Below are 23,381 nucleotides of genomic sequence, written 5' to 3' on the forward strand. Positions count from 1 at the left end.
CCCGTGTCCTTTGTCATGTCATTGCATCGAGAGAAAGGGACTCGATGAAGTGTTCAAATGCGTCACTCGTTTTCAGCTTGCCTTGCGCGTTTTCCACCGCTTGCTTGCGTGACAGATTGAGTTGCCAGGTATCGTGCCAGTAGTGCTCCAGCGCCCGCCAAAGGGAGGTGATGCAGTCGTCTTCTTTTTGCAGCAGGTCGAAACGGTGAATGGCGTCGCCCAGTAATGGCATTAGCCGGGAATACTGCCTCAAGCCTTGCAGACGCTGCTGAGTCTCCTCGTCCAGCCGTAGTGGCTTGCCACTCGGTATGCTATTGCCGCCAGTCGAGAAATGGCGTTCATAAACAATACCGTCAGCACTCCGGCAAAGCGGCCACGACCAGCAGGTATCTTTATCCATCAGGGCCAGACGGTCTGCCTGGTCGAGTTTTTCTTCCCCCAATAAGAGGTGCAAGACTGCCTGCTCGTGAAAGCGCAGCAAGCCCATCCCGTTCCCAGGCGTGTCAATGGTCAGGCAGGCGGCGAGGCGCTGTTGCAGGTCATTCAGAGAAGCCGGCGTGTCGATGACCACCGAGGCGGCATGCTTCATCCAGTCAGCACTGTATTGCTGCCAAACGTCGGCATTATGCGTGATATCCAACAGCACGGGGCCGCTGTCTCGCACCGCGTGATAGGCCGTGCCGTCGTAAAGCCAGCGGAACATGGGTTCGCTCACCACGGCGTAGAAACGGCGTAACACCTCACCTTCAGGGAGGCTGGCCGTATCTATCAACCAGTAGCGCCGCTCTCTTTGCTCTGGAAAATTCACTGCATAACGCATTAACTCGCCCTATCCCGGCATGGACAGTCAGACAGTGGGCAACTGCCATCGGTCTGCTTTTGGCATAGCTGGATGATGCTGGCCTCCCGTGCGGAAGCTTCCAGTAGCGCCTCGTGGGTGACGGGCAGTATTGCTTTATGCCCCTCCGCCACCGCATGCCCTGGTAGCAGAGGGCCTTCCACCGCTTGCCCGCTGCCACTGCCAGGGCTGCCGCCTGCATTGACGCGTACCTTGGGGCCAACGATGGTAATGCCGCTACCGTCCAGCTTAAGAAAGCTGCCACCAGCGTTCAGGGTGAGTTCGTCACCGGCTTCCAGTACTACTTTGTGGCCTGCCTTGATATGCAGTTCCCGGCCACTTTCGCTGAGCCAGGCTTGGCCGGCGTTGATATGCAGGGTGCCTTGCACGTTGAAGTGTTGCTGGCCTTCGGTGTGCTCGAAGCGGTTGCCATGCACCGTGTGGTGGTCGTCGTTGTCGATCTCGCTGATGCGGTCGTTATTGACCTTCAAGAAGCTATCGTTGCGGATCTCTTCGATGCGATCGTTAAGCGTTAACAGCTCTAGGTCTTTCTGGGCGTGGAGCCATATTTGTTCTGCACCGGCCTCGTCTTCAAAGCGCAGTTCGTTAAAGCCTTCGGCTTTGTGACTTTGGGTGCGCAGCACTGTTCGGGTTTTGTGCTCGGGAAGAGGGTAGGGCGCGGTATTGACCGCGTGATAGGTACGTCCGGTGACCAGCGGCTGATCGGGGTCGCCCTCTAAGAACGAGATAATCACTTCGTGGCCAATACGCGGAATGGCGATACTGCCGTAGCCGCCGCCCGCCCAGCCTTGGGCAACGCGCACCCAGCAGCTCGCCGTGTCATTGGGTTCCGCGTAGCGGTCCCATGGGAACTGCACTTTGACCCGGCCGTGCTCGTCGCAGTGAATCTCTTCGCCTTCTGGTCCAACCACAAAGGCTACTTGAGGGCCATCCACGCGGGGCTTGGGATTAGGGGTGGCTCGCCAAGGGGCACCACCGGGAGTTAGCGTGACCTGGTTGTAATAACGGGTCATCCCGTTGGCATCACCTTGAGTCATGCCGTCTTCTTCCAGTGCCTGGGGCTGCTCACCGTGGTGAGTAACGCTGATTGCCTGCCAATCACGGTTGAGGCTGTCAGTATCGTGATCGGTGAGTGTAAAGCGCAGGCCAGGCGCAAGCTCGGGCAGATCACTTTCGGCATTGGCGGTGATGGCCTCGCGGCGCAGCTGCTCCAGGCGAATACGGGTAAACGGTTCGCCGGAGGCGTCCTGCTTATAGCGGCCGGGGTAATCAAAATGTTCGTAGTCAGACTGCTGACCGTGAGCCTCGACATCGCGGCCCAGATGTTCGTGCAACTGGGCGTAAGCCGGGTTCTTGAAGCTGTAGTCTTTCAGCGTGGCGGAGGCTGCAGCGACGCGGGCCTTTTGACTCAGCTTGCGCACATGGCGGCTGGGAGCAGTGCCCCCGGCTCGGCTGTGATAAGTGCGTTCGCCAAGGCTCGTTAGCACTTGCGGATCGTCGGCAAAGATCAGCCGGTGGGCGCCGCCATCGCTGCCTTCACCTCGTTCAGCAAATTCATGAAAGTAGAACAGACCTTCTTCGGCGGCGAGACGCTCGATAAAGGCGAGATCCGTCTCGCGGTATTGAACGCAGTACTCGCGCTCAGGAAGATCGCGGTTAACCGCAAAGGCCACATCGGTGATGCCGCGCTCATCGCACAGGGCGTTGATGATGGTGAGCGGGTCAGTCTTCTGGAAAATTCGCGAGTTCTGGCGTAGCGAAAGCCGCCAAAGGGCGGGGCGCAGTACTAGCGAATAAAAGGTGCGCCTGTGGCCGCGATCACCTCGGCCAAATTCAGCGATGATGCCGTGCACGCGACGCAGCGGTTCGCCATCCTGCCAAATAGTCAGGGTGGCTTCGCGATCCAGAAGATCGGCGGCGTCTAGGCGGCCATCGCGGCTAGCCAGGTTCAGCGCCAATTCAAAGGGCTGGGAGAGCGTCTCGCGGTGGGTGAAATCGATCACCGCGATATCATCAACGCCGGGTAGCGTCACCGTGAATTGCAAACCGGTGCTGAGCGTCATGCCCCCTCCAGGGATAATTGACAAGGGTAATCTAAACAAATGAGAAACGATCAGGATAACGACCTGACTCCTCACAGCAACCCTTGGTCGCTATCTAGCGGCAATGTCTTACAAGCCGTGTAGGCAATGTCTTACAAAATCAGCATTTGATGATTAAAAAGTAAACAACGTTGCCCTCATGAGCTGTGGCAGAGGTGTTATTCTGCCTGCCTTAGTCGCAGGTAAACAAAAGGAGAGGGGCGTGTCGGGGGTGATCTACTGGCTGGACATGGCGGGGGTTATTGTTTTTGCGCTTTCAGGCGTTATTTTGGCATGCCGGTCAAAAATGGATCCGATGGGGATGCTGGTACTCGCGGCGGTAACCGGGATTGGTGGCGGTACCATTCGTGATTTAGTCCTGGGCGTACGACCGGTATTTTGGGTGGCGGATCCGACGTATTTATGGGTGATTTTAGCCACCGTGTGTGTGTCCCTGGTAGGGTTTCACTATATCCATCGCCTTTCTCGCGGCTTTTTACCGGTGGCGGATGCGTTTGGGCTGGCGTTATTTACGGTGATTGGCACGCATAAAGCGCTGTTACTCGGTAGCTCCGGCACGGTGGCTGTATTGATGGGCATGATGACCGGCGTGGCGGGGGGCATGATCCGTGATGTGTTGGCCCAGCGAGTTCCGATGGTGCTGCGCGAAGAGATATACGCCACTGCCGCCATGGCCGGTGGGATTGTTTACGTGGCGCTAGACGCCTTGAACGTACCGCTGACGATAACCATTGGCGCCTCATTAAGCGTGACGCTAGGGCTGCGCTTAGCGGCAATTCACTGGCATTTAGCGCTGCCGGTGTTTGCCTGGGTCACCGTGCCGCCAAAAACCCATGATGAGAGCACAACGCCGCTGTCTAGCCCGCAAAAAGCCAAGGAGCGGGTCAGAATGATTCGTCGAGAGCGTAAAAAACGCTAACACTATCATTCTGGTTGGTTAGCTTTTTGCCAATGATCAAACCATCGGCGCGGCTGTATCACGCGTAAAGTAGGTTCGCTGTCGACTAGTTCTACGCCAACGCCCAATGGGCCGATGCGGGCATAAAGTGCCCCGTTAGCGTGCTTGTCTTGCAGAGTAACGTCGGAGAGCAGCAGCAGCGGCCCGCCGGTAAGCGTAAGATTTTGTAGCCGAATACGCTGGTCGTCGACCTGGAGTAAAGCCGTGCCGTTGATATCGTGCACGTTTAACAATCTGCCTAGCCAGCCACTTTCACGGGCACGGGCCAAAAATAGCCGTGCCAGCAAACCCGTATCGCGCATTCCCAAACGTAGCTGGCTCGTTAGGTGAATAGGGTCATCCCATTCAAGCTGCGCTTGTTCCATGCTGAGTTGTACCCACCAGCCGGCGTCCGGCGCACCTTGCTCACTTAGCCGAAACACGTTTTCTAAGCGTAAAAACGAGTCGTTGGCGGTGAAGCGCCGCGCTTGTAAATCGCCTTCGGTTAAATTTAAGTAAACTTCAACATCGCCACGTAACCGCTGATCAAGCAGCTCCATGTCAGCACCAAAGGCACGAAGCGTGATTTCCCCCTGGGCCTCTAGCCCATCAAGTCTCCATTCGCTGGAAAGGTTTGCTTGTCCACCTAGCAAGCGAACCCCGGTATCCTCGGGCAGATAGCGGTTGTAGCGAGTAAAGTCTGGCACATCGATAATCGGCATAGCGATGCGGGTGACGAAGTGCTCTGGCTGTGGCGACTTAAGCACCTCGCTAAAGCGGTCGGTTTGAGTGGTAAGCGCAAAGTGGCGGCCTTCAAGGTGGGGGCGGTCATCGTTTTGGCGCATCAGCGCGAAGTTAGGGATACCCAGCGATAGCTGAGCCTGCTCAGCGCTGTCCAGCTGAGCAGTGAGTTCGCCGCGCCCGGTAGCCAAGTAGTCGAGAAAGGCGACCTCAAGCTGATTAGCATTAACGCGTAGCCGGGTAGGTGCTAGGAGCTGTTTGTCGCGAAAGGCTCCTTGAGCAAAAAGCTGGCCGCTGCCTGCCAGCGATAGGCCATGAGCATCGGGAAGAAAAGTATTTAAGAAGCCCAGCTGTTGCACGCTACCTTCAAGGGAAAACTGCCCGCTAGGCACGTTTTCGCGGCGTTGAAATCGGCCGTCGGTGAGAATCAAAATACTTTCCAGCTGCTCGTCAGGCTGCTCTAGGTTGGCCACTTGCCAGCTCAGCCGAGTGCCGCTGATATTCAACGCGGAGCCATCCAACGCCGCTTGTCGAATAGGCAGAAAAAGCTGCATATCACTTGTGAGAGTGCCGGTGCTTTCGCCGTGCTGCCAACGGGTGGTCATTCCTTCGCCGGATAGATGCACTTGCCCAGTCGCCTGCTCAGACGTTACCTGAAGCTGGCCGTGGCTGCTGGCTTGGCCGCTCAGCAGTTGAAGCGGGGCAGGCTCAGGTAATATCGCCCCCAGGTACGTTTGCAGCACGCTAATATCGGGTAGCTGTGCCGCTTGCCAACTGAGGGTTGCCGTTGCTTCTTGGCGCGCCCTTTGCGTGTCTAGCGGGCTCTTTGCCGTTAACTCGATGTCAGCATCGGCAAGCAATGTTCGCTGATGGTGCGTTAGGGTCGCATTGGCGAACGTTAAGCGGGCGTCAATGTGTTCGTCAGGCGTGAGTCGTGCAGTAAGTGAGCCGCTGCCCTGTGCTTTAAAATCTAGCGTCTCGGCAGCAAGCAGCGGTGCCTGAATGGCCAGCGACGCCTGCTGAGGGCGAGCATCAACCAGCGTGGCGCTCGCCTCTATTTGTCCATTGCCGGAAAGCCGTATGCCTTTGCCGTCAAGCGTTGGCGCTAGATAGCGATCAAACATGTCCAAGCGAATCACGCGGCCCTGTAAGGCGAGCGTGACATTGGTGGGGAGATCAAGCCGGTCTAGCCGCTGATTGGGTATCTGAGTGGCAAGGCGTAGCTCAGCATTTTCAGCATAGGGATGAGTATCAGCCAGCGTTACGTCAGCCAGTTGCGTCGAAAAATGTAGCTGATCATTCTCAACCGCCAAGCGGACTTGGCCTTTGCCGGTTGCCGTGTGGCGCGGGGGTGGGCTGTCTGCAATGAGCCAGCGCGGTGAGCCACTGGGTGTGCGTAGGCGCTGTTCATCGACCGCTAAACGCAGCGTAGGGGAATCCAGCGTTAAAACACTGCCGTGCTGTAACTCACCAGCGGTTAGACCAAGTGCGCCTGCTAAAGCCCCGCGCCCCTCAAGAGTCAGCCAGGGCAGGGCGTTGAGGTAAGGCATGAAAACATCCCAGGCATCTGCCTGCGCCTCAATCTGTAGCTGGGCAGAAAGCGCTGACAATAGATCGGGATTCAGTTCCCCCGTCGCAGCGGTCACGGGTGTGACGCTGGTTAATGTTGCATCCGCGTTGAGATTGATATCGCGTACTAACGTGGCATGATCACTCAAGCGCACTAAACGACCGTCAGTAATCGCTAGGGAAAAGTCGGGGATCGCTAAGGTGTCGCGCGTTAACGTGGTATCCGCCACGTGCAGCTGGCCCTGCGCCTCAAGGGCAATATCACCTACGGTGAGGCGGCGGATGCCTTCGGCATCCAGCGCTTCGATATGCAGTTCTCCGCGTAATAGGGCGAATAGAGAGAGCGAAAGAGTCGCCCGCTCGGCTTCAATGCTGATGGGCAGCGCCGCATCTTCGCGTGCTAAATACAGACCCTCTACTTCCCAGCGGCCGGGGTGGCGGCTGGCGCCCTGCTCCCAACGTATTTCAATGCCATCAAATTGAGAAATGCGCTCGGGCAGCCACTGGCTGTTGAGCAGCCAATAGCTGCCTGCCACCCAGATAGCGATGATAAACAGTAGCCCAATCAACATACTTAATAGCAGGCGTGGTAAGCGTTTTTTACGCGTATTGGCATTTGACATAGTGGCTTCCCTAGCAGATAACTCCTGTTGAGCCGTGTTTTATGGCATTATGCGCGACGTTGGGCACTGACGGGTTTTCGATTTCAACGCTAGGCAGGCAGCTAACGCCATGTTTAAGGATTTTTACGCGCAGCGCGGAGAGTATGTAGTGATCTCTGCAGAGCAGGCCAGCCGTTTCGCTAAAGGCGTGGCTGGCGACTACAACCCTATCCATAATCCGGGAGCACGCCGTTTTTGCGTTCCTGGCGACCTGCTATTTGTACTGGTACTGACAAAGTTCGGTTTGTCGCGGCAGATGGAGTTTCGTTTCACCAACATGGTGGCGGCGGAGACGCCGCTTAAATTTTGCGAAGCGGATAATGGCTCCGTTCATGTTTGCGATGAGAGCGGGAAATGCTACTTACAAGTGCTGCGCAGTGGTGAAACCACTCACGACGTAGCCGCAGTGGAAGCCTTTGCGCGCTGCTATGTAGCGTTTTCGGGCAAAAACTTCCCGCACTATTTAAAACCGCTGATGGAGCAGCATGGGGTAATGTTCAACCCTAAACGCCCACTGGTAATCTACGACAGCATGGGCTTTTCACTCAAGCGCTTAGATGGTTTTTCACCGGGTTTAACGTTAAATCAATCGTCGCTGAGTGTTCAGGGGAAACGCGCGGATGCGCTGCTGGAGTTTTCCATTGAATCCGCCGGCGAAGCGGTCGGGGTCGGCTCTAAAAAGCTCGTGGTTAGCGGGCTTTGCAGTTACGACGCAGACGAAATGGCCGCGATTGTAGAAGAGTTTTATCGCCTAAAGGCCGCTTACGAAACGGCCTAGGCGTCAATGTGGTTGATGGCTGCTCTTACTTACTGATTAGGCTTTTCCTGTACCGTTAAGCCTACCGTGGTAATGCGACCACCGAGCGTTTCTAGCACTGCCAACGTCAGCCCTTCAATCTGTATCGAATCGCCAGCATTCGGCTGGCCGGCTAAGGTATTGCGTAGCAGCGAATCCAGCGTCATATGCTGGTCCTCTTCTTGGATCAACAGGCCATAGGAGTGGTGTAAATCGTCTATCTTAGTGCTCCCCTTAAGCTTCAGCTCCTGATCCGGTAATTCGCTACTGATGTCATCCACGGCATCAGAGAGCACGCAGTCAATAAAGGGACGCGTTTCAGGACGAAGCACGACAAACAAATGATCGCCGGCCATTAACGTCGTTGAGCCTCGCGGTGGAATGACATCTTTACCACGGGTAATCATGGCGACCACGGTGGTATCCGGTAAGGCCATTTGTGAAAGCCGCCGTCCTGCCGCTCGCGGGTGTTCGCTCAACGTGTACTCAACGATATCAGCATCGACTTCTTCAATTGCCGTGATTTCAATACTGGCTGCTGACAAGGCGGGCGGTTTTTCAGTGAGCCTAAGCCGGCGCGCCACTAGTGGAAGCGTGGTGCCTTGGATAGTGGCTGAAATAAGCACCACGAAAAACACCACGTTGAAGATTAACTCCGCTCCTTCAAGCCCAAACATCAGCGGAAAAATAGCCAAGATAATCGGTACCGAGCCCCGCAATCCGACCCAGGCGACTAACGTAGTTTCGCGGGCGTTGAAGCCAAATAGACGCATAATCGGTATAACGGCAATCGGGCGGGCAACTAGAATCAGCACGGCGGCGATGATGAGACCTTCAAGCCAGACATCGAGTAGCGAAAGGGGATTGATCAGTAGTCCGAGCACCACAAACATCATGATCTGACTTAGCCAGGCCAGCCCGTCGTGAAATAAGAAGGTGCTGCGCTGGAAGACAATTCTATGGTTACCAATCACCACGCCGGTTAAAAAAATCGCGAGGAAACCGCTGCCTCCAACATTAGCCGAGATGCCAAATGAGAGAAAGCCGCAGGCCGCGACCATCACCGGATAAAGCCCCGATGCGACAAGATGTATACGATTAATTATTTTTACTGATGCCCAGCCGACCCCAAGCCCCACGAGTGCGCCAACCCCCATTTGAAGGACGAAAAGCTCCAGCAAGCCCACGCCTGGCTGCATACCGTTAACCAGTATTTCTAGCAGGCCAACGGTCAGAAAAATCGCCATCGGGTCGTTCGAGGCGCTTTCTATTTCTAAGGTATATTTTAGTTTTTTGTTGATATGTATGCCGGCATTACGCAATAGCGAAAAGACCGCCGCTGCGTCTGTTGATCCGACAATCGCACCTAACAGTAGGCCTTCTAACAAGGGTAAATCAAGAATATAAGCCGCCGCTAACCCCGTAATAACGGCGGTGATTAATACGCCGAATGTCGCCAGTAGAGAAGCGGGTTTCCATACTTTCTTAATCGAGGATGTCGGCGTTTGTAGGCCGCCATCAAATAGAATCATCGCGAGAGCTAGCGTGCCGAGCGCATGTGCACCGGCGGGATTGTCGAAGGCGATGCCGCCAACACCACTCTCACCCGCTAACATCCCTATGACTAAAAACAGTACTAAAACAGGTAAGCCAAGACGCGCAGATAGCTTGCTTGATACGATGCCGACTAATATCAGTATCGCGGCAAGTAAAATGAGATGATCAACTTGAAACATAAACGTAGAGCCCTTTTAACTTCGCCCATAACACGAACAGGCAGTGAACTTTCTGCCATGTCGTGACTAATAAAACAACGGTTGACTAACCGACTTACGTGCTAGGCGGGGCTCTGCTGGGAGGAAGAGAGGCGCCAAAGTAATAGCGATCGTTAGGCACAAAACCGTTAACGCCGCTTTGATGGAGCAGGGGCGGCATTAGCGTGGGGAAAACGTTGCTTAAGAATCCATCGTCTGAATGTAATTTAAAGATTTGTAGAGGATTATCATCCGCTTGCTGCTTGAGTGAGTCATTTCGAATCCGCAGCTTATCCGGGATATGCGCAACGCTCGCTTTATCCGAATGACTGTGCAGGCTTTCGTGAATCTGCGCCACGCCTGCTAAATGAGGTGAGTAGAGGTGTTTAGCGGCACCCAACAGTAAGATCGAAAAACAGCAAAGAGTGAGTAGGCGGGAAACCCATCGCGATGAATGCTCCTTGTGTTCGCAACGCCCATGCCGCATGGCATCTTCCTTGAAAAAGCCGTTTGTGAGGCGCCTTTTATACCTTAGGTGAGGAATATTTGCATCAGTCTGCGATGGGCAGGACATCAATATTTACCTCCAAGCAATGCTCACCACTGCCATTCATCACGCCTTTGAGCGGCGCTACGTCGGCGTAATCCCGGCTCCAGGCGAGCACGGTGCCGTCGGTAGGATCAGTTGTCTCAATTGGGAAAGGCTCATTGACGCCACGCCGAAGATTTTGTTTACTCATATGATACCTGATTGACGTTAACGTCAACTTGCTGCTATACCCTGAGCACCCATTTATTATCGCTAACGTGTGTCAGCAACCGCTTTCCAACAATAAATATGCATTTTCAAGTAATAGGAGCAGCACTATGTCCGTTCGCCAAATCCCTATGGTTATCGATGGTCAGCCCGTGCAGTCACAAAGCCAAGAGTGGCACGACGTGGTTAACCCTGCGACGCAAGAAGTGGTCGCGCGGGTGCCGTTCTGCACGGCGGAGGAAGTGGAGCGCGCGGTTAGCAGCGCCAAAGAGGCGTTTAAGACGTGGCGTAAAGTGCCGCTGGGCAAGCGTATGCGTATTATGCTCAAACTCCAGGCCTTGATTCGCGATAACACGTCGGAACTCGCGGCATTGATTACTGAAGAGCATGGCAAAACTCTGCCGGATGCGGAAGGCGAAGTAGGTCGCGGGCTAGAAGTCGTAGAGCATGCTTGTTCAATTACCTCGCTACAGCTTGGCGAGCTGGCAGAAAATGCGGCGAATGAAGTGGATGTTTACACCATGCACCAGCCGCTCGGCGTTGGCGCTGGTATTACCGCGTTCAACTTTCCGATCATGTTGCCCTGTTTCATGTTTCCGCTGGCCATTGCGACCGGCAATACCTTTATTCTAAAGCCGTCGGAGCAAGACCCAAGCTCTACCATGCGCTTGGTGGAATTGGCCCACGAGGCTGGCATCCCGCCGGGGGTACTCAACGTGGTGCACGGTGGCCCGGATGTCGCCAATCAAATTGCTGATCATCAAGATATCAAAGCGCTTTCATTTATTGGCTCAACCCACGTAGGCTCGCTGCTCTATAACCGCGCGGCGGTGGCAGGCAAGCGGATGCAGGCGATGATGGGCGCTAAGAATCATTGCGTGGTTATGCCCGACGCTAACCGCAGCCAGGCCATTAATAATTTACTGGGCTCGGCATTTGGCGCCGCAGGCCAGCGCTGTATGGCCAACTCGGTGGTCGTGCTCGTGGGCGATGCTCGGGAATGGTTAACCGATATTGTTGACGCCGCACGTAATATGAAAGTGGGGCCGGGTACCCAGCTAGATGCAGACTTAGGCCCACTAGTCTCACCCGCTGCGCGTGATCGTGTGTTGCGCTTAATCGATGCGGGTGAAAAAGAGGGTGCCAAGCTGATGGTCGATGGCCGTAACATTCAGGTAGAGGGTTACCCTAACGGTAACTTCGTTGGGCCGACGCTGTTTGCCGATGTGACCGCCGATATGACTATTTACCGCGAAGAGATCTTTGGGCCCGTGCTTTGCGTGGTCAGTGTTGAAACGCTGGATGATGCCATTGCCTTTATCAATGCCAACCCTAACGGTAACGGCACCTCGATTTTTACCAACTCAGGCTGGGTGGCGCGTCGCTTTGAAACTGACATTGATGTGGGGCAAATTGGTATTAACGTGCCGATTCCTGTCCCGGTGGCATATTTCAGCTTTACCGGTTCTCGGGCGTCGAAGCTCGGTGACTTGGGGCCAAACGGTAAGCAGGCAATCGCATTCTGGACGCAAACAAAAACCGTCACGGCACGCTGGTTCGAGCCGGAGAACGTTTCCAGTGGCATTAATAGCACGATTTCGCTGGGCTAAAAGAAACGCCGATTTTAGCTATATTAGGCCCCGCTTAAGCGGGGCCTAATGGTCGTAGGGCAAAGCAATTAACAATAAAGAGGTGATTATGTTGCCATCATTAAGTCGCTTTAACGTGCCAGAAACGCTCGAGGCGTTGCCCGACGATATTCGTACTACGATTCTGGCCGTGCAGGAAAAAGCAGGCTTTGTGCCCAATGTTTTCCTAATGCTGGCCCATCGGCCCGCTGAGTTCAGGGCATTTTTTGCCTATCACGACGCGTTAATGGAGCGGGAGTCAGAGTCGCTCACTAAAGCAGAGAAAGAGATGATTGTGGTCGCTACCAGTGCGCGAAACCGCTGCTTATATTGCGTGGTGGCGCACGGTGCGCTGGTGCGTATTTATAGTAAAGACCCGCTGTTGGCCGACCAGGTTGCGATTAATCATCGCGTGGCGCCTATTAGCGAGCGCCATCGTGTGATGCTCGATTTTGCTATGCACTGTGCGATAGATGTGGGTGAAATGACCGACGAGTGGTCTGCGCGGCTGCTGGCCGTCGGCTTCAGCCAAGAGGATTGCTGGGATATCGGTGCTATTGCAGCCTTTTTTGGTTTGTCTAATCGACTGGTCACGCTGGCGGGTACGCCGCCTAATGAGGAGTTTTATCTGATGGGGCGCATACCTCGCGAGGCATCGACTGGTAACGTTTAAGCGTTACTTACCTTCACTTTCCTTTACTGAGGCGCGGTTTTCAGTGAGGATAGCGCCTCCACTCACTGTCGCCAGGGGAGCCCTTATCAACGGGGCTGAGAATGCGCGTTGCGCAGACCCTGGAACCTGATCCGGTTCGTACCGGCGGAGGAAGCGCGACATGCTTTACCTAACGTCAGCCGTACTTGGCGCGGCGCTGTGCTGCTTTGCTTTTTTAGGCCTGCGGACTCGCAGGGTTGATGGCCCGCTTGATGACTATATGACAGCTCGCAATTCGCAGACGAGCTCGACTCTCGGGCTTTCCTTTCTCGCGTCAGGCATGGGGGCGTGGATTCTCTTTGCGCCCCCTGAAATTGGTGCCTTCGTGGGCCCGCTTGCGCTAGCAGGCTACGCGTTTGGCTCCACATTACCCTTTATTATCTTAGCTCTTTATGGGCCTAAGATTCGCCGCGCGCTTCCCGAAGGGCGTAGCATCGCCGAATTTGCACAGGCGTGCTATGGCCTCGGCGTACGGCGCTGGGTCACGCTGGTGTCCATTGCTTACATGGCCTGCTTTTTGGCCGCCGAGCTAACGGCGATTGGTGCGATAACAGCATTGCTGTCTGATGTACCTCCCTCACTCGTGGTGATTGGCGTCGCGCTGACTACGCTTATTTACACGGTAGTGGGCGGCCTGCGCGCCAGCCTTGCCACTGACCGCTGGCAGGCCTGGCTGCTGCTGGTGCTATTGGTCGTGGTAGGCAGCATGGCGCTTTGGCGGCTTCCTGCATTGCCTAGCGAAGCGGCGATGCCTGCTATCCCTGTTACCAGCGCGCTCAGTGTGGCATTAACACTAGTGATTGCGGTAACGGCCGCCAATTTATTTCATCAGGGCTATTGGCAGCGCGTATGGGCTGCTAAGGATGACCACAGCCTGGGTCGTGGCGCATGGCTAGGCGGCGCTATGACGATGGTGGTGGTAATGGTTATTGGTAGTTTAGGCATTTTAGCAGCGATGAGCGGTGTTGCTCTGGGCACACCGCCTATGCCGTTTTTCGCACTGCTAACGGATGCACCCGCTTGGCTATCGCTACCTGCGCTGGTATTGGCTGTTACCTTGGTAGCTTCCAGTGTTGATACGCTCCAGAATGGCATTGCCTCGCTTATCGTCACACGCAGCGAAAAGCGCGGTGTTTCGCTGGAGGCAGCCCGCTGGGCGACGGTTGCATTAATGATTCCCGTGGTAATGGTTGCTTTACAGGGATTATCGATACTGCGGCTTTTCCTTATTGCCGACTTACTGTGCGCCTCCATCGTAGTGCCGGTGTTGCTAGGGCTATGGCAACGGATGACGCCAATAGCCGCCATCGGGGGCGGCGTTGCTGGGCTGCTCGGGGCTATTTTGCCCGGGTGGTTAAGCCAAGGCAGTGTCAGCGCAGGAGTGGTGGCGGCGAGCTTTCCTGACAGCATTCCAACGTTAGGCCCTTTTCTGGGCGCATTGGTTATGTCAACGTTAGTTAGCGTGGCGCTTGCCTATGCTATAAAAAAACAGCCTGTGTAGAAGGGAGTCGCCTAGCGTGGGCTTGGTGTGCCGGGAATGCATCGCTATAGTGGATAAGTACGTAGAACGATTTGCGCTTCTGAGCGCTCGCTAATCGCAAGGACGACTATGATTAGAGCTATGCTTACTACGCCCGATGGTGCGGTTCACGAAGGCAATGAAGACTTGCTGGCCATGTGGCAATCCACGCCTGACAGCCATATCTGGATCGATATGCAGGGTGAGACGCAGGACAGTGAACGCACCATTTTAGAGGCTTTCAAATTTCATCCCATGGCGATTCAGGATGCTCATAAGGAGCGCCATCCGCCAAAGATTGAAGAGTTCGATAATCACACGCTGATTATCTACCGGGGTATTTCCTCCTTCGATGGCGAGCTGAATTATCTGCCGCAGCAGATATGTTTTTTTGTCGGTGAGCGCTTTCTAGTCACACTTCACCCCGGTGAGGCGCTCAGCATTGAGCGGCTGTTTAATGAGCACGGCAAGAAACTGCTGGCGCATTCCCCTGAGCATGTCGCGCTGCGAGTGATGTATATTTCAGCTGGCTTTTATATCGATAGTCTGCTCGAATTTGAAACTGAGCTAAGCGATTTGGAGGATGAGCTACTCGAAAATGGCAACGATGCGCTCATGCGCAAGATCATCACCTATCGCTCTCGGCTGGTGAAAATGCGCCGAATCTTTAGCTACCATCAGGGAATTACCCAGGAGCTAACGGCTTACGACTACGAGCATGTGCCCCGCGAAGAAAGCGAGACGCTCCACGCGATTAATGATGTGGCGGATCGTTTCGAACGTCTCTATACCTTAACCCAGATGTACTATGAAATTTGCGGTGACTTAATCGATGGTTATATTTCTATTTCATCTCATCAGCTAAATATCACTATGCGTGTGCTGACGGTGATTACCGCGATCTTTGTGCCGTTGACGTTTATTGCCGGTATTTACGGCATGAACTTTGCCAATATGCCCGAGCTGCGCTACGAGTATGGCTACTTTTTTGTATGGGGAGCCATGTTGGGCATCGCTGGAATACTGATTTGGTTATTCAAGCGTAAAAACTGGTTTTAACGCCATACAACGGAGTCAATCTATGGCCGACACTGCACACAAGGTACCAACGACGATGGCTGCCATGCTCTTAACCGGGCATGGGGATATCGATAAATTGGAATACCATCAGGATGTCGCTACGCCGCAGCCCAGGCAAGGCGAGGTGTTGGTGCAGGTAACCGCGACGGCCAAGAACAACACCGATCGAAAAGCCCGGGAAGGTCTTTATCCCACCAAAGATAAGGGCGACGTCACTTCCTTTGCCATGGGCGGCACGCCGACGCTTACCTTTCCGCGTATTCAAGGCGCTGATGTGGCAGGCCGCGTGGTAGCCGTCGGTGAAGGTGTTGGCGCTGAGCGTATTGGTGAGCGCGGGCTGCTCGATTTTAATATCTACGCTGACGAGCGTCGCGATATCAATCTAACGCCGGATTATTACGGCCACGGTGCTGACGGTGGGTTTGCTGAATATATCGCCGTGCCAGCCGATCAGTTTTACGCTGTGCCGAATCCTGAGCTGCGCGATGCTGAGCTGGCGTCAATGGGTATGTGCTCGTATCAAACTGCTTACCACATGATGACAGCTGCCAGTATATGTGCCGGTGAGCGGGTACTGGTAAGCGGTGCCAGCGGTGGCGTGGGTACGGCGCTCATTCAGCTGTGCCGAATCGTTGGGGCCATCCCTTACGCCGTCAGCCAGCTAGATAAAGCCGATGCGCTAAGCGCCTTCGGCGCAGAGGCGGTGATTGATCGTGGCGACTTGCCGACGTTTGTTGAGCGAGTGCTGGCTACCACTAACGGCAAACCGATTGATGCAGTGATGGATCTGGTCGGGGGTGAGATGACGAACCTGTTTATCGATACCATGATTGTCGATATGCAGGGCCGTCAGAGCTATCCGCGTCTTTCAATAGCCGGTGCCAGCGGTGGCAATCTCAGCGAAATGATGTGGACCCGTATTTATCTTTACCAGGTGCAGATTTTTGGCGTCTCTCACGGTACTCGTGAAGAGGCTGAGCAGCTTGTCGAATGGATTCGTAGCGGCCTACTCAAACCGGTGCTTCATGCAGCGTTTAAGCTTTCTGACCTGCATGCTGCCGAGCGTTATTTTGTTAATCGAGGTGGCAATTATCTGGGCAAAATTGTGCTGGTTCCCGATTCACAGTGGGCTTCCCACGGTGCGTCGTTCGCTCTTGAAAACACCTCTTCCGACGCTCAGGAGCAACGCTAGTGCATAATGTTCATACCATTCAGTTAATGGATACTCACGCCGGTGGTGATGTTAGCCGTATTGTTACGGGTGGTATTGAGAGTTTGCCCGGTGCCACCGTTCGCGAGCAGATGGAGTACCTGCGCGATGACGCCGACGGATTGCGCCGCCTGCTACTAGAAGAGCCTTACGGCGTGCCGGAAATGTCGGTCGATTTATTGGTGCCAGCCTGCCATCCGGAGGCCGTCGTGGGTTACATCATTATGGAAGTGATGGGTTACCCCATTTACTCTGGTTCCAATACGCTGTGCACGGCCACCGCCGTACTAGAGAGCGGCATTGTGCCTAAGCAAGAAGGTATTCAGCGCTTCAAACTAGAAGCGCCCGCGGGCCTGGTGCAAATTGAAGCGAAGGTGCATAACGGCGTTGTCGAATCGGTCACCTGCAGCGGGTTGCCCAGTTATATCGACACCTATCGCGATACGATTAACGTGCCGAGTATTGGTAATGTGACCTACTCAATCGCTTATAGCGGCGGCTTTTATGCGTTGGTAGATGCGACTGAGCTTGGCTTTAAGCTAGGGCGTGATGAGGAGCGAGCGTTGGCTGAGTGCGCTTATAAAATTGTTGAGGCAATTAAAGCGCAGCGCGGCTTCTCCCATTACACGCTTGGAGATGTGGGGCCATTGCCATTTTTGCACTTTATGGGCCCTGAGGAGAAGGTCGGGGAGGGGTATATACGCTCACGTTCCACCACGTATGTTCACCCTGGTGTTATCTGCCGCAGCACCACAGGCACCGGTACGTCGGCACGCTTAGCGCTAATGAACTATGAAGGGCGGCTGAACGTGGGGGATAAGCTAGAAACCGTTTCGCTGCGTGATACGGGCTTTATCGGCACCTTCACGGGCACGCATCAAGAGGGCGATTATCACGTCGTCGAAAACACCATCACCGGTCGCAGCTACGTGTTGGCTCACTCTGATATCGTTATCAACTGTGATGACCCCATGGTGGCCTGTGGCGAGCTACATCATATATTGCGTGACCGCCATCAGCGTACAGAGTCTGGGACGTAGCCTTCTGCTTCCAGCCGTTCCCATACCGGGGCTTGTTCAGCCTCGGTCATAGCTCCCCAGCAGGCTATTTCATCTAATGTACGTCCGCAGCCTTCGCATACCGATGTTGACGATTCTATTTGGCAGATTTGAACGCAAGGCGAAATAGGCCGCACCTTAGCGGGTGTATGGGCTTTAGTCATGATTGAAAGCTCTTTGGCATTAAGTATCGAGCGATGGCTTATGAAGCAGATACCTTGCCGCGCAGCGATTTGACTTTACCTTTGCGGGTTTTGTGGTCAACCCGGCGGCGTTGTGAGCCTTTAGTGGGCTTAGTGGCACGGCGAATTTTTTGCGGTTTGGTGGCACTCCGTATCAGCTCTCTTAAACGTGCCAGTGCATCTTCTTTATTTAGCTCAAGCTTGCGATGGCTCTGAGCTTTAATAATCACCACGCCTTCTTTGCTAATGCGCTGATCGGACAACGCCATTAGCCTTTCTTTGTACAGTGGTGGCAGCGTGGAGCTCAGAATGTCGAAGCGCAAGTGTACGGCTGAAGCGACCTTGTTGACGTTCTGGCCGCCAGCGCCTTGGGCACGAATCTGGCTAATACCAATCTCCCAATCAGCCAGGGTAACGTCGCTAGAAATGGTGAGCATTCATGTCCTCTGTATTACTCATGAACCTATAAGGCTAGCACAATTGGCACAGAGGCGGGGCTTATTGGCTGAATGATACTAACCAACTCTAGCCAGCTAAATTATTGACTGACTGCCCATTGATATAAGCCAGTAGGTTGCTAAACGCATCGCCAAAGTAGAGCTCATAGCTGTCTTTTTCGACGTAGCCTAGGTGCGGTGTGGCGACTAAGTTGGGCAATTCGAGCAGAGAGCTTGTGACGACAGGCTCCGTATCGAAGACGTCAACCGCGGCTTGGCCTGGGCGTCCGGCGCGCAGCGCCTGTTCAAGCGCCTGTGGTGCCAGTAGCTGAGAACGGCTGGTGTTCACCAGTAGGGACGTTGGCTTCATTTGGGCGAGTAATTCAGCGGTGACGATACCCCGAGTGTCATCGTTTAAACGAAGGTGAAGACTTAATACATCGGCGCGCTGGAAGAAATCCGCCTGGCTTTTGGCCACGTCAAGGCCAGCCTCAATAGCACGCTGGCGGGTGCTTTCTCGCCCCCATACCAGTACTTCCATGTCAAACGCCTGACCGTAGCGTGCGACTAAACTGCCAATTTTCCCATAGCCAAAAATACCTAGCGTGCGTCCCTTGAGGCCCGTGCCTAGCGTACGCTGCCAGCGGCCTGCTTTTAGGTTTTCAACCTCTGCGGGAATATTGCGCATCGCGGCTAGCACAAGTCCCCAGGTTAATTCCGCCGCGGCGTTAGGCGAGCCGGTGCCCGCCATCACGGTCACACCGTGGCGACGGCAGGCCGCCATATCAACATGCGCCGCGCCACCGCCCGTTTGGCTAATCACTTTGAGGTTCGGCAGGCGCTCAAGTAGGGCCGCCGTGATGGGCGTGCGTTCGCGAATAAGCACGAGTGCCTCTGCGGCCTTCAATCGCGTGCTTAGCGCATCCAGGTCGGTAAGGGTGTCATGATAAATCGCCACATCATGGTCTTCTAACTGCTTGAAGGCGTCTAAGCTGCGTACACAGTCCTGATAATCGTCTGGAATGACAATGTTCATTGCGAGAGCTCCTTGCTTGGCAGAGGGGCGCGGGCGTCATCAGTACTATTTTTATCAGTACTGTTTTTATCAGTACTATTTAATCGGTATTGCCACCCAAAAAGCCCGATAATCAGTGCAATGCCTGCTATATCGGTCATCACTTGACCATTAATCAGCATCAGTGCAGCGGTGAGTAATAATCCACGCTCGAGCCAACTGCATGGGCGTAAAAAGAAGCCAATCGTTGATGCCGCAAGCGCCACTATACCGATAATGCCAGAACCCACGGCAAGGGCAATCTCAAGCACGGTTCCATTGCCTAAAAGAGGTGGATGGTAGATAAACATAAAGGGAATTAAGAAGCCGCCGAGCGATATTTTGGTCGCCGTCAGGGCCGTTTTAAACCAGTGTGAACCCGCGATAGCGCCGCCAATATAGGCCGCTAGCGCAACGGGCGGTGTCACGCCGGAAAGGATTGCAAAGTAGAGAATGAATAGATGCGATGAAAGGCTGGGCAAGCCAGCCTCAATAAACGCAGCCGCTACAACAGACGCAGCCAGCATGTAGGCTGCCACGGTAGGGAGCCCCATGCCGAGAATGATCGCCACTACCATTGCCAACAGTAGTGTGATTAATACATCGCCGCCGCTGACGACGAGAATCACAGATGAGACTTTAAGCCCTAGGCCGGTAAGGCTGATGACGGATGCAATAATCGCAACGCTACCGATGATAACGGCGATCATTGCAGCGGTCATCGCACCCGCTTCTAAGGCAGCGGGAATCGACTTCAAGCGATCCGTAAAGCTGCCGGGGCTGCGCCAGGAGAATAGGTAAATTAGTAGTGCTGTGAAATAAGCGGCGACGGCGGCAGTCGTGGGGGTATAGCGCAGCACCAGCATGGCGATGAGTACAATGATCGGCAGCAGCAGTGTTTCAATGTTGAACAGTCCCTCGCGTAATGTAGGGCGCTGGTCTTTGGGTATAGGGTTTAGCCCAAGGCGCTTAGCTTCGAAGTGAACGCTCATCCAGATGGCTAGATAGAAAAGTAGGGCGGGGATAAGGGCAGCACCGATGATTTCTAGGTAGCTCACCGAAATAACATCAGCCATGACGAAGGCCGCGGCACCCATGATAGGGGGTAATATTTGTCCGCCGGTGGATGCAGAGGCCTCTGTGGCTGCTGCGAAGCGTGGGCTATAACCGCTTTTTTTCATCAGGGGGATGGTGAATACGCCGGTAGTCGCTACGTTGGCAGCGGTGCTGCCGCTGATACTACCAAATAGGGCACTGCATAGAGTGGCCGCTTTAGCGGGGCCTCCGGCCATGCCGCCAGTCAGCGAATTAGATAAACGCATAAATGTATCGCCACCGCCAGTGGTTACCAACAGCGCGCCAAACATAATAAATACCACGATCACCGTTGAGGAAGTGCGCATCAAACTGCCGTAAATCCCGGTTGGGCTCATGTAAAAAGTGGCCACTAAGTCGGCCCAACCAAACCCTCCATGCCCCCATACACCGGGTAGGTAGTTGCCAAAATAGGCATAGGAAAGCGCAATAAGTACCAGGATTGGAAACGCAAGGCCGATGGCACGACGGCAGGCCTCAAGCAAAAGTAAAATGGCCAGAACCCCGAACACCAAATCATAAGTGGTCGGCATGAGGTAACCCAGCTCATAGATAATCCGATCAAACTGCATGATGTAGTAACCGCTAACCGCGATTGCCAGTATCACAGGGATGACATCAAACCAAGGCAGGCGGTGATTGTCTTTCGCACGGCAGGAGTAGCCCAAAAAGATTAGCGGCAGAGCGAACAAGAGGTGTATAGCATTTTGGGTATTAACGGCCCCCGTTATGGCGGCATAAAGGTGAAAAACTGCCATCGCCACTGCCATTGATCGCATCACCAAAAACCAGACACCCGTAAGCTGGCGCTTGCCCGAGTCTTCTGAGTACTTCTCAACGATCTTATTGCTTCCAGGGGTATCCATCGGATGACTCCCACGCTCACGTGTCTTTTAGCAACCACTGCAGGCGTGTATAAATATGAGGATGTTTAAACATCCGCAGGCTATTAATCGCCTGCGGGCGCCAGCAGAAATTAGCGTGCTTCGGGAGGAATAACGTCTTCTGGGATTTCAAGGCCCAGCTCTTGGTAATAGCGCAGCGCACCCGCATGGACCGGGAAGGTGGCATTATCAATGACGTCTTGCGGGGTCATTCCCTTGGCAGGAGCAAAAGAAGCCGCTACCTGTTCGTGGTTGTCCCAATAAGCTTTGGTGATGTTATAAACAATATCATCATCAAGAGAGCTATTGGCCGATACGCCCATATAGATTCCCAAGGATGTTGCCTCATCCATGCCGCGGTAGGTGTCTGCAGGGATAATTGATGGCGATAAGAAAGGAAGCTCGGTTGTGACAGTTTCAAGCTGCTCTTCTGACAGCGAAAGCAGCTGCAAGGGGCGCGAGGAGTGAACTTCTGTAAAAGCCGGTATGGGGGGAATGCCGTTATAACTAAAACCGACCAAGCGACCATCAATGACCCCTTCGGCTGCATCATCAATACGCATGCGCTGAAAGTCAGGCTCTACGCCTAAAATATCAAACACTAGCTCAGTGATGTACTCGCCGCCGCCGCCAATACTGCTGGGATTGAAGCGCTTGCCCGCGAGCTCTTCGAAACTCTTGATGTCGGCGTCTTGACGAACGGCCCAGTGCATTGTGGAGGGAGCAATCCAGTATACGAGGCGTACGTTTTCGTTGGGTGTGCTTTCGAACCGACCAATACCGTTGTACTGCTCGTAGCCTACCAAGGCTTCGGTGAAGGCAAGATCAAGCTCATTGCGGCCTAAGCGAATAGCATTTTCTCGCGTGCCGCCGGTTTCGCGCACGGTAATTTCATAAGGCGTGTTAGCACTGATAACCCGTGCGCCCTCTGAAATACCAAAGAACCAGCCAGTGCCAGTAGGAACCGCGCCCATATTTAAGGCATCTTGTGCTTGAGCAAGAGGGCTAGAAAGCGTGCCTAAGGCCAATATAGATGCAGGAAGGAGTAAGCGTGCTTTCAGCGTGAAAGGAATCATTGTTATTACCTCAAGCATTGAGATGCTTTTATTGTCTTGGAGTGTTCGATTCGGTGATGGCGCGTTAGCGTTCTGAGCTTCAGTCGCTTAGCTTAAGCGCTAAGTGCCACTTTTTAATTGTGCTTGCGAGACAGCCGGCCTTTATTATACATAACCATCCCAAGACTATAATTACCTTTTATCAGTGCGCTTGGATATTGGTGATTGATGAGCCTGCTTTCGTAAAGCGAGAAGGCTGGCGCTGTATGAGTGCTAAATGCCTGGCAGCATCGCATTGTTCTGTCTCTTTTATGCTTGATTTGATGGTTGTGAAAATTTAGCAGATTCAACAAGATGGTCGATAAATAGCCTGGCGGCCATGGATGTTCGTTCTATATTGTTGACATAGATACACAGTGGGCGTTTTGCCCAGTCATCTCGAATAGGCAGTACACGCACCTGTAGCCCGCCAACATATTGGCGAATAGCACCTCGGGGAACTACGCCAATACCTAACCCTGCCTGAACCATCAAACATAGCGCGTCGTAACTGGTAACCTGAATACGTAACCGTAATGGCCTATTAGCTAAACTGGCCGCTTTCAACAGCTGCAAATTTATGGCGCTTGATGAGTGCAGACCTACATAGGCATGCTCAAGGCTATCGCGAAAATCGATGACGTCGCGATCGGCAAGTGGGTGATTTAACGGCGTGACAAGCACTAGCTCATCCGTATGGTAAGGCAACTCTGCTAAGTCATAGCCATGAGGCAGCTTTGCGCATATGCCAATATCTGCGCCATTTGCCATAATTTCACGGGTAATAACCGGGCTAACTTTCTCTTCGAGCTGCACACCGATATCGGGATGCTTTTCAAAAAATGCCTGCGTCTCGCCAGGTAAGTACTGAGTGATGGCGGACATATTGGCAAAAATGCGAATAATACCCCGTTCACCGCTAGTGTAATCGCGCATCTGAAGCTCTAAGTCTTCAAGGTTATGCAGCACGCCTCGCGATAAATGCAGTAGTGCATTTCCCGCGGGCGTTAACTCTACGCCACGGTTGTTGCGGTGTAGTAGCGGCGTGCTGAAATGTGTCTCTAGTTCGCTTAGGCGTTTGCTTACCGCAGATGTCGCAATGAACTCTGCATCAGCAGCACCCGTAATAGTGCCCGTCTCTGCTACCCGGACAAACAGTCGCAAGGACATTGGGTCGAGTTTCATTTTGAGCTCCTACTTTTTGATATGGCTGCCAATGACCGTGAGCGATGCCGGGATTACTGTATGCAA

General features: G+C 53.9%; 20 protein-coding genes and 1 riboswitch. Of the genes, 8 read left to right on the forward strand and 12 right to left on the reverse strand.

Features of this window, described 5'->3' with window-relative positions; all coding sequences use genetic code 11:
- Positions 1–13 precede the first annotated feature (13 nt).
- Both ACT3RP_RS06155 and tssI read right to left on the reverse strand, forming a co-directional pair.
- Complete coding sequence (locus tag ACT3RP_RS06155; RefSeq protein ID WP_096278752.1) at positions 14–820, reverse strand: DUF4123 domain-containing protein; 807 nt, start codon at positions 818–820, stop codon at positions 14–16.
- On the reverse strand, positions 820–2,922 hold the full coding sequence (gene tssI, locus ACT3RP_RS06160; RefSeq protein WP_483393459.1) for a type VI secretion system Vgr family protein: 2,103 nt from the start codon (positions 2,920–2,922) through the stop codon (positions 820–822). The genes ACT3RP_RS06155 and tssI overlap by 1 nt, the downstream gene beginning before the upstream one ends.
- 241 nt (positions 2,923–3,163) lie before the next feature.
- Here tssI and ACT3RP_RS06165 point away from each other — a divergent pair, with 241 nt between their 5' ends.
- The gene (locus ACT3RP_RS06165; RefSeq protein ID WP_441684658.1) at positions 3,164–3,880 is read left to right on the forward strand and encodes a trimeric intracellular cation channel family protein; all 717 of its coding nucleotides are present in this window, start codon (positions 3,164–3,166) and stop codon (positions 3,878–3,880) included.
- Between the two features lie 5 nt (positions 3,881–3,885).
- Here ACT3RP_RS06165 and ACT3RP_RS06170 read toward each other — a convergent pair whose 3' ends face one another.
- On the reverse strand, positions 3,886–6,831 hold the full coding sequence (locus tag ACT3RP_RS06170; protein ID WP_483393460.1) for a translocation/assembly module TamB domain-containing protein: 2,946 nt from the start codon (positions 6,829–6,831) through the stop codon (positions 3,886–3,888).
- Positions 6,832–6,940: 109 nt separating this feature from the next.
- On the opposite strand from ACT3RP_RS06170, the gene ACT3RP_RS06175 reads away from it, so the two are divergent.
- Positions 6,941–7,648 (forward strand): DUF3581 family protein, encoded by a 708-nt coding sequence (locus ACT3RP_RS06175; protein WP_441684662.1) that lies wholly within the window; start codon positions 6,941–6,943, stop codon positions 7,646–7,648.
- A 29-nt stretch (positions 7,649–7,677) separates the two neighbouring features.
- Here the strand turns inward: ACT3RP_RS06175 and ACT3RP_RS06180 are convergent, their stop codons facing one another.
- The 3 genes from ACT3RP_RS06180 to ACT3RP_RS06190 all read right to left on the reverse strand — a co-directional run bounded on the left by ACT3RP_RS06180 (position 7,678) and on the right by ACT3RP_RS06190 (position 10,160).
- Complete coding sequence (locus ACT3RP_RS06180; RefSeq protein WP_444625250.1) at positions 7,678–9,402, reverse strand: potassium/proton antiporter; 1,725 nt, start codon at positions 9,400–9,402, stop codon at positions 7,678–7,680.
- A 94-nt stretch (positions 9,403–9,496) separates the two neighbouring features.
- A complete protein-coding gene (locus ACT3RP_RS06185; RefSeq protein WP_483393461.1) occupies positions 9,497–9,907 on the reverse strand; it encodes a hypothetical protein in 411 nt (136 codons plus the stop codon).
- A gap of 64 nt (positions 9,908–9,971) precedes the next feature.
- Positions 9,972–10,160 (reverse strand): hypothetical protein, encoded by a 189-nt coding sequence (locus ACT3RP_RS06190; RefSeq protein WP_444671468.1) that lies wholly within the window; start codon positions 10,158–10,160, stop codon positions 9,972–9,974.
- Positions 10,161–10,287: 127 nt separating this feature from the next.
- On the opposite strand from ACT3RP_RS06190, the gene ACT3RP_RS06195 reads away from it, so the two are divergent.
- The 6 genes from ACT3RP_RS06195 (at position 10,288) to ACT3RP_RS06220 (ending at position 17,366) form a co-directional block, all read left to right on the forward strand.
- On the forward strand, positions 10,288–11,787 hold the full coding sequence (locus ACT3RP_RS06195) for a CoA-acylating methylmalonate-semialdehyde dehydrogenase (RefSeq protein WP_444625251.1): 1,500 nt from the start codon (positions 10,288–10,290) through the stop codon (positions 11,785–11,787).
- A gap of 88 nt (positions 11,788–11,875) precedes the next feature.
- A complete protein-coding gene (locus tag ACT3RP_RS06200; RefSeq protein ID WP_441684669.1) occupies positions 11,876–12,478 on the forward strand; it encodes a peroxidase-related enzyme in 603 nt (200 codons plus the stop codon).
- A 63-nt stretch (positions 12,479–12,541) separates the two neighbouring features.
- Positions 12,542–12,649: riboswitch (TPP riboswitch) on the forward strand.
- Complete coding sequence (locus ACT3RP_RS06205) at positions 12,639–14,018, forward strand: sodium:solute symporter family transporter (protein WP_444671469.1); 1,380 nt, start codon at positions 12,639–12,641, stop codon at positions 14,016–14,018. (Overlaps the previous riboswitch by 11 nt.)
- A 108-nt stretch (positions 14,019–14,126) precedes the next feature.
- Positions 14,127–15,095, forward strand: coding sequence for a magnesium/cobalt transporter CorA (corA, locus tag ACT3RP_RS06210; protein WP_483393462.1), 969 nt, complete (start codon positions 14,127–14,129; stop codon positions 15,093–15,095).
- Positions 15,096–15,117: 22 nt separating this feature from the next.
- Complete coding sequence (locus ACT3RP_RS06215; protein WP_096278775.1) at positions 15,118–16,308, forward strand: alcohol dehydrogenase catalytic domain-containing protein; 1,191 nt, start codon at positions 15,118–15,120, stop codon at positions 16,306–16,308.
- Positions 16,308–17,366 (forward strand): proline racemase family protein, encoded by a 1,059-nt coding sequence (locus ACT3RP_RS06220; RefSeq protein ID WP_483393463.1) that lies wholly within the window; start codon positions 16,308–16,310, stop codon positions 17,364–17,366. Before ACT3RP_RS06215 ends, ACT3RP_RS06220 begins: the two co-directional genes overlap by 1 nt.
- On the opposite strand, the gene ACT3RP_RS06225 is transcribed toward ACT3RP_RS06220, so the two are convergent.
- From ACT3RP_RS06225 to ACT3RP_RS06250, 6 genes are all read right to left on the reverse strand, one after another.
- Positions 17,342–17,548: a DUF1289 domain-containing protein gene (locus ACT3RP_RS06225; RefSeq protein ID WP_444625253.1), complete on the reverse strand. Its 207-nt coding sequence runs from the start codon at positions 17,546–17,548 to the stop codon at positions 17,342–17,344. The genes ACT3RP_RS06220 and ACT3RP_RS06225 overlap by 25 nt on opposite strands.
- A 38-nt stretch (positions 17,549–17,586) precedes the next feature.
- Positions 17,587–18,003: an alternative ribosome rescue aminoacyl-tRNA hydrolase ArfB gene (gene arfB, locus ACT3RP_RS06230; RefSeq protein WP_096278779.1), complete on the reverse strand. Its 417-nt coding sequence runs from the start codon at positions 18,001–18,003 to the stop codon at positions 17,587–17,589.
- A gap of 88 nt (positions 18,004–18,091) precedes the next feature.
- Positions 18,092–19,039, reverse strand: coding sequence for a D-2-hydroxyacid dehydrogenase family protein (locus ACT3RP_RS06235; RefSeq protein WP_096278781.1), 948 nt, complete (start codon positions 19,037–19,039; stop codon positions 18,092–18,094).
- Positions 19,036–21,018 carry a TRAP transporter permease gene (locus tag ACT3RP_RS06240; RefSeq protein WP_483393464.1) on the reverse strand — a complete coding sequence of 661 codons (1,983 nt, stop codon included), beginning with the start codon at positions 21,016–21,018 and terminating at the stop codon, positions 19,036–19,038. The genes ACT3RP_RS06235 and ACT3RP_RS06240 overlap by 4 nt, the downstream gene beginning before the upstream one ends.
- A gap of 110 nt (positions 21,019–21,128) precedes the next feature.
- Positions 21,129–22,112, reverse strand: a complete 984-nt coding sequence (locus ACT3RP_RS06245; RefSeq protein WP_096278785.1) for a TAXI family TRAP transporter solute-binding subunit — start codon at positions 22,110–22,112, stop codon at positions 21,129–21,131.
- Positions 22,113–22,400: 288 nt separating this feature from the next.
- A complete protein-coding gene (locus tag ACT3RP_RS06250) occupies positions 22,401–23,315 on the reverse strand; it encodes a LysR family transcriptional regulator (protein WP_096278787.1) in 915 nt (304 codons plus the stop codon).
- Between the last annotated feature and the right edge of the window lie 66 nt (positions 23,316–23,381).

The organism is Halomonas sp. AOP5-B2-8 (assembly GCF_052376475.1).
In the GTDB taxonomy this organism is placed as follows: Bacteria; Pseudomonadota; Gammaproteobacteria; order Pseudomonadales; family Halomonadaceae; genus Vreelandella; species Vreelandella casei.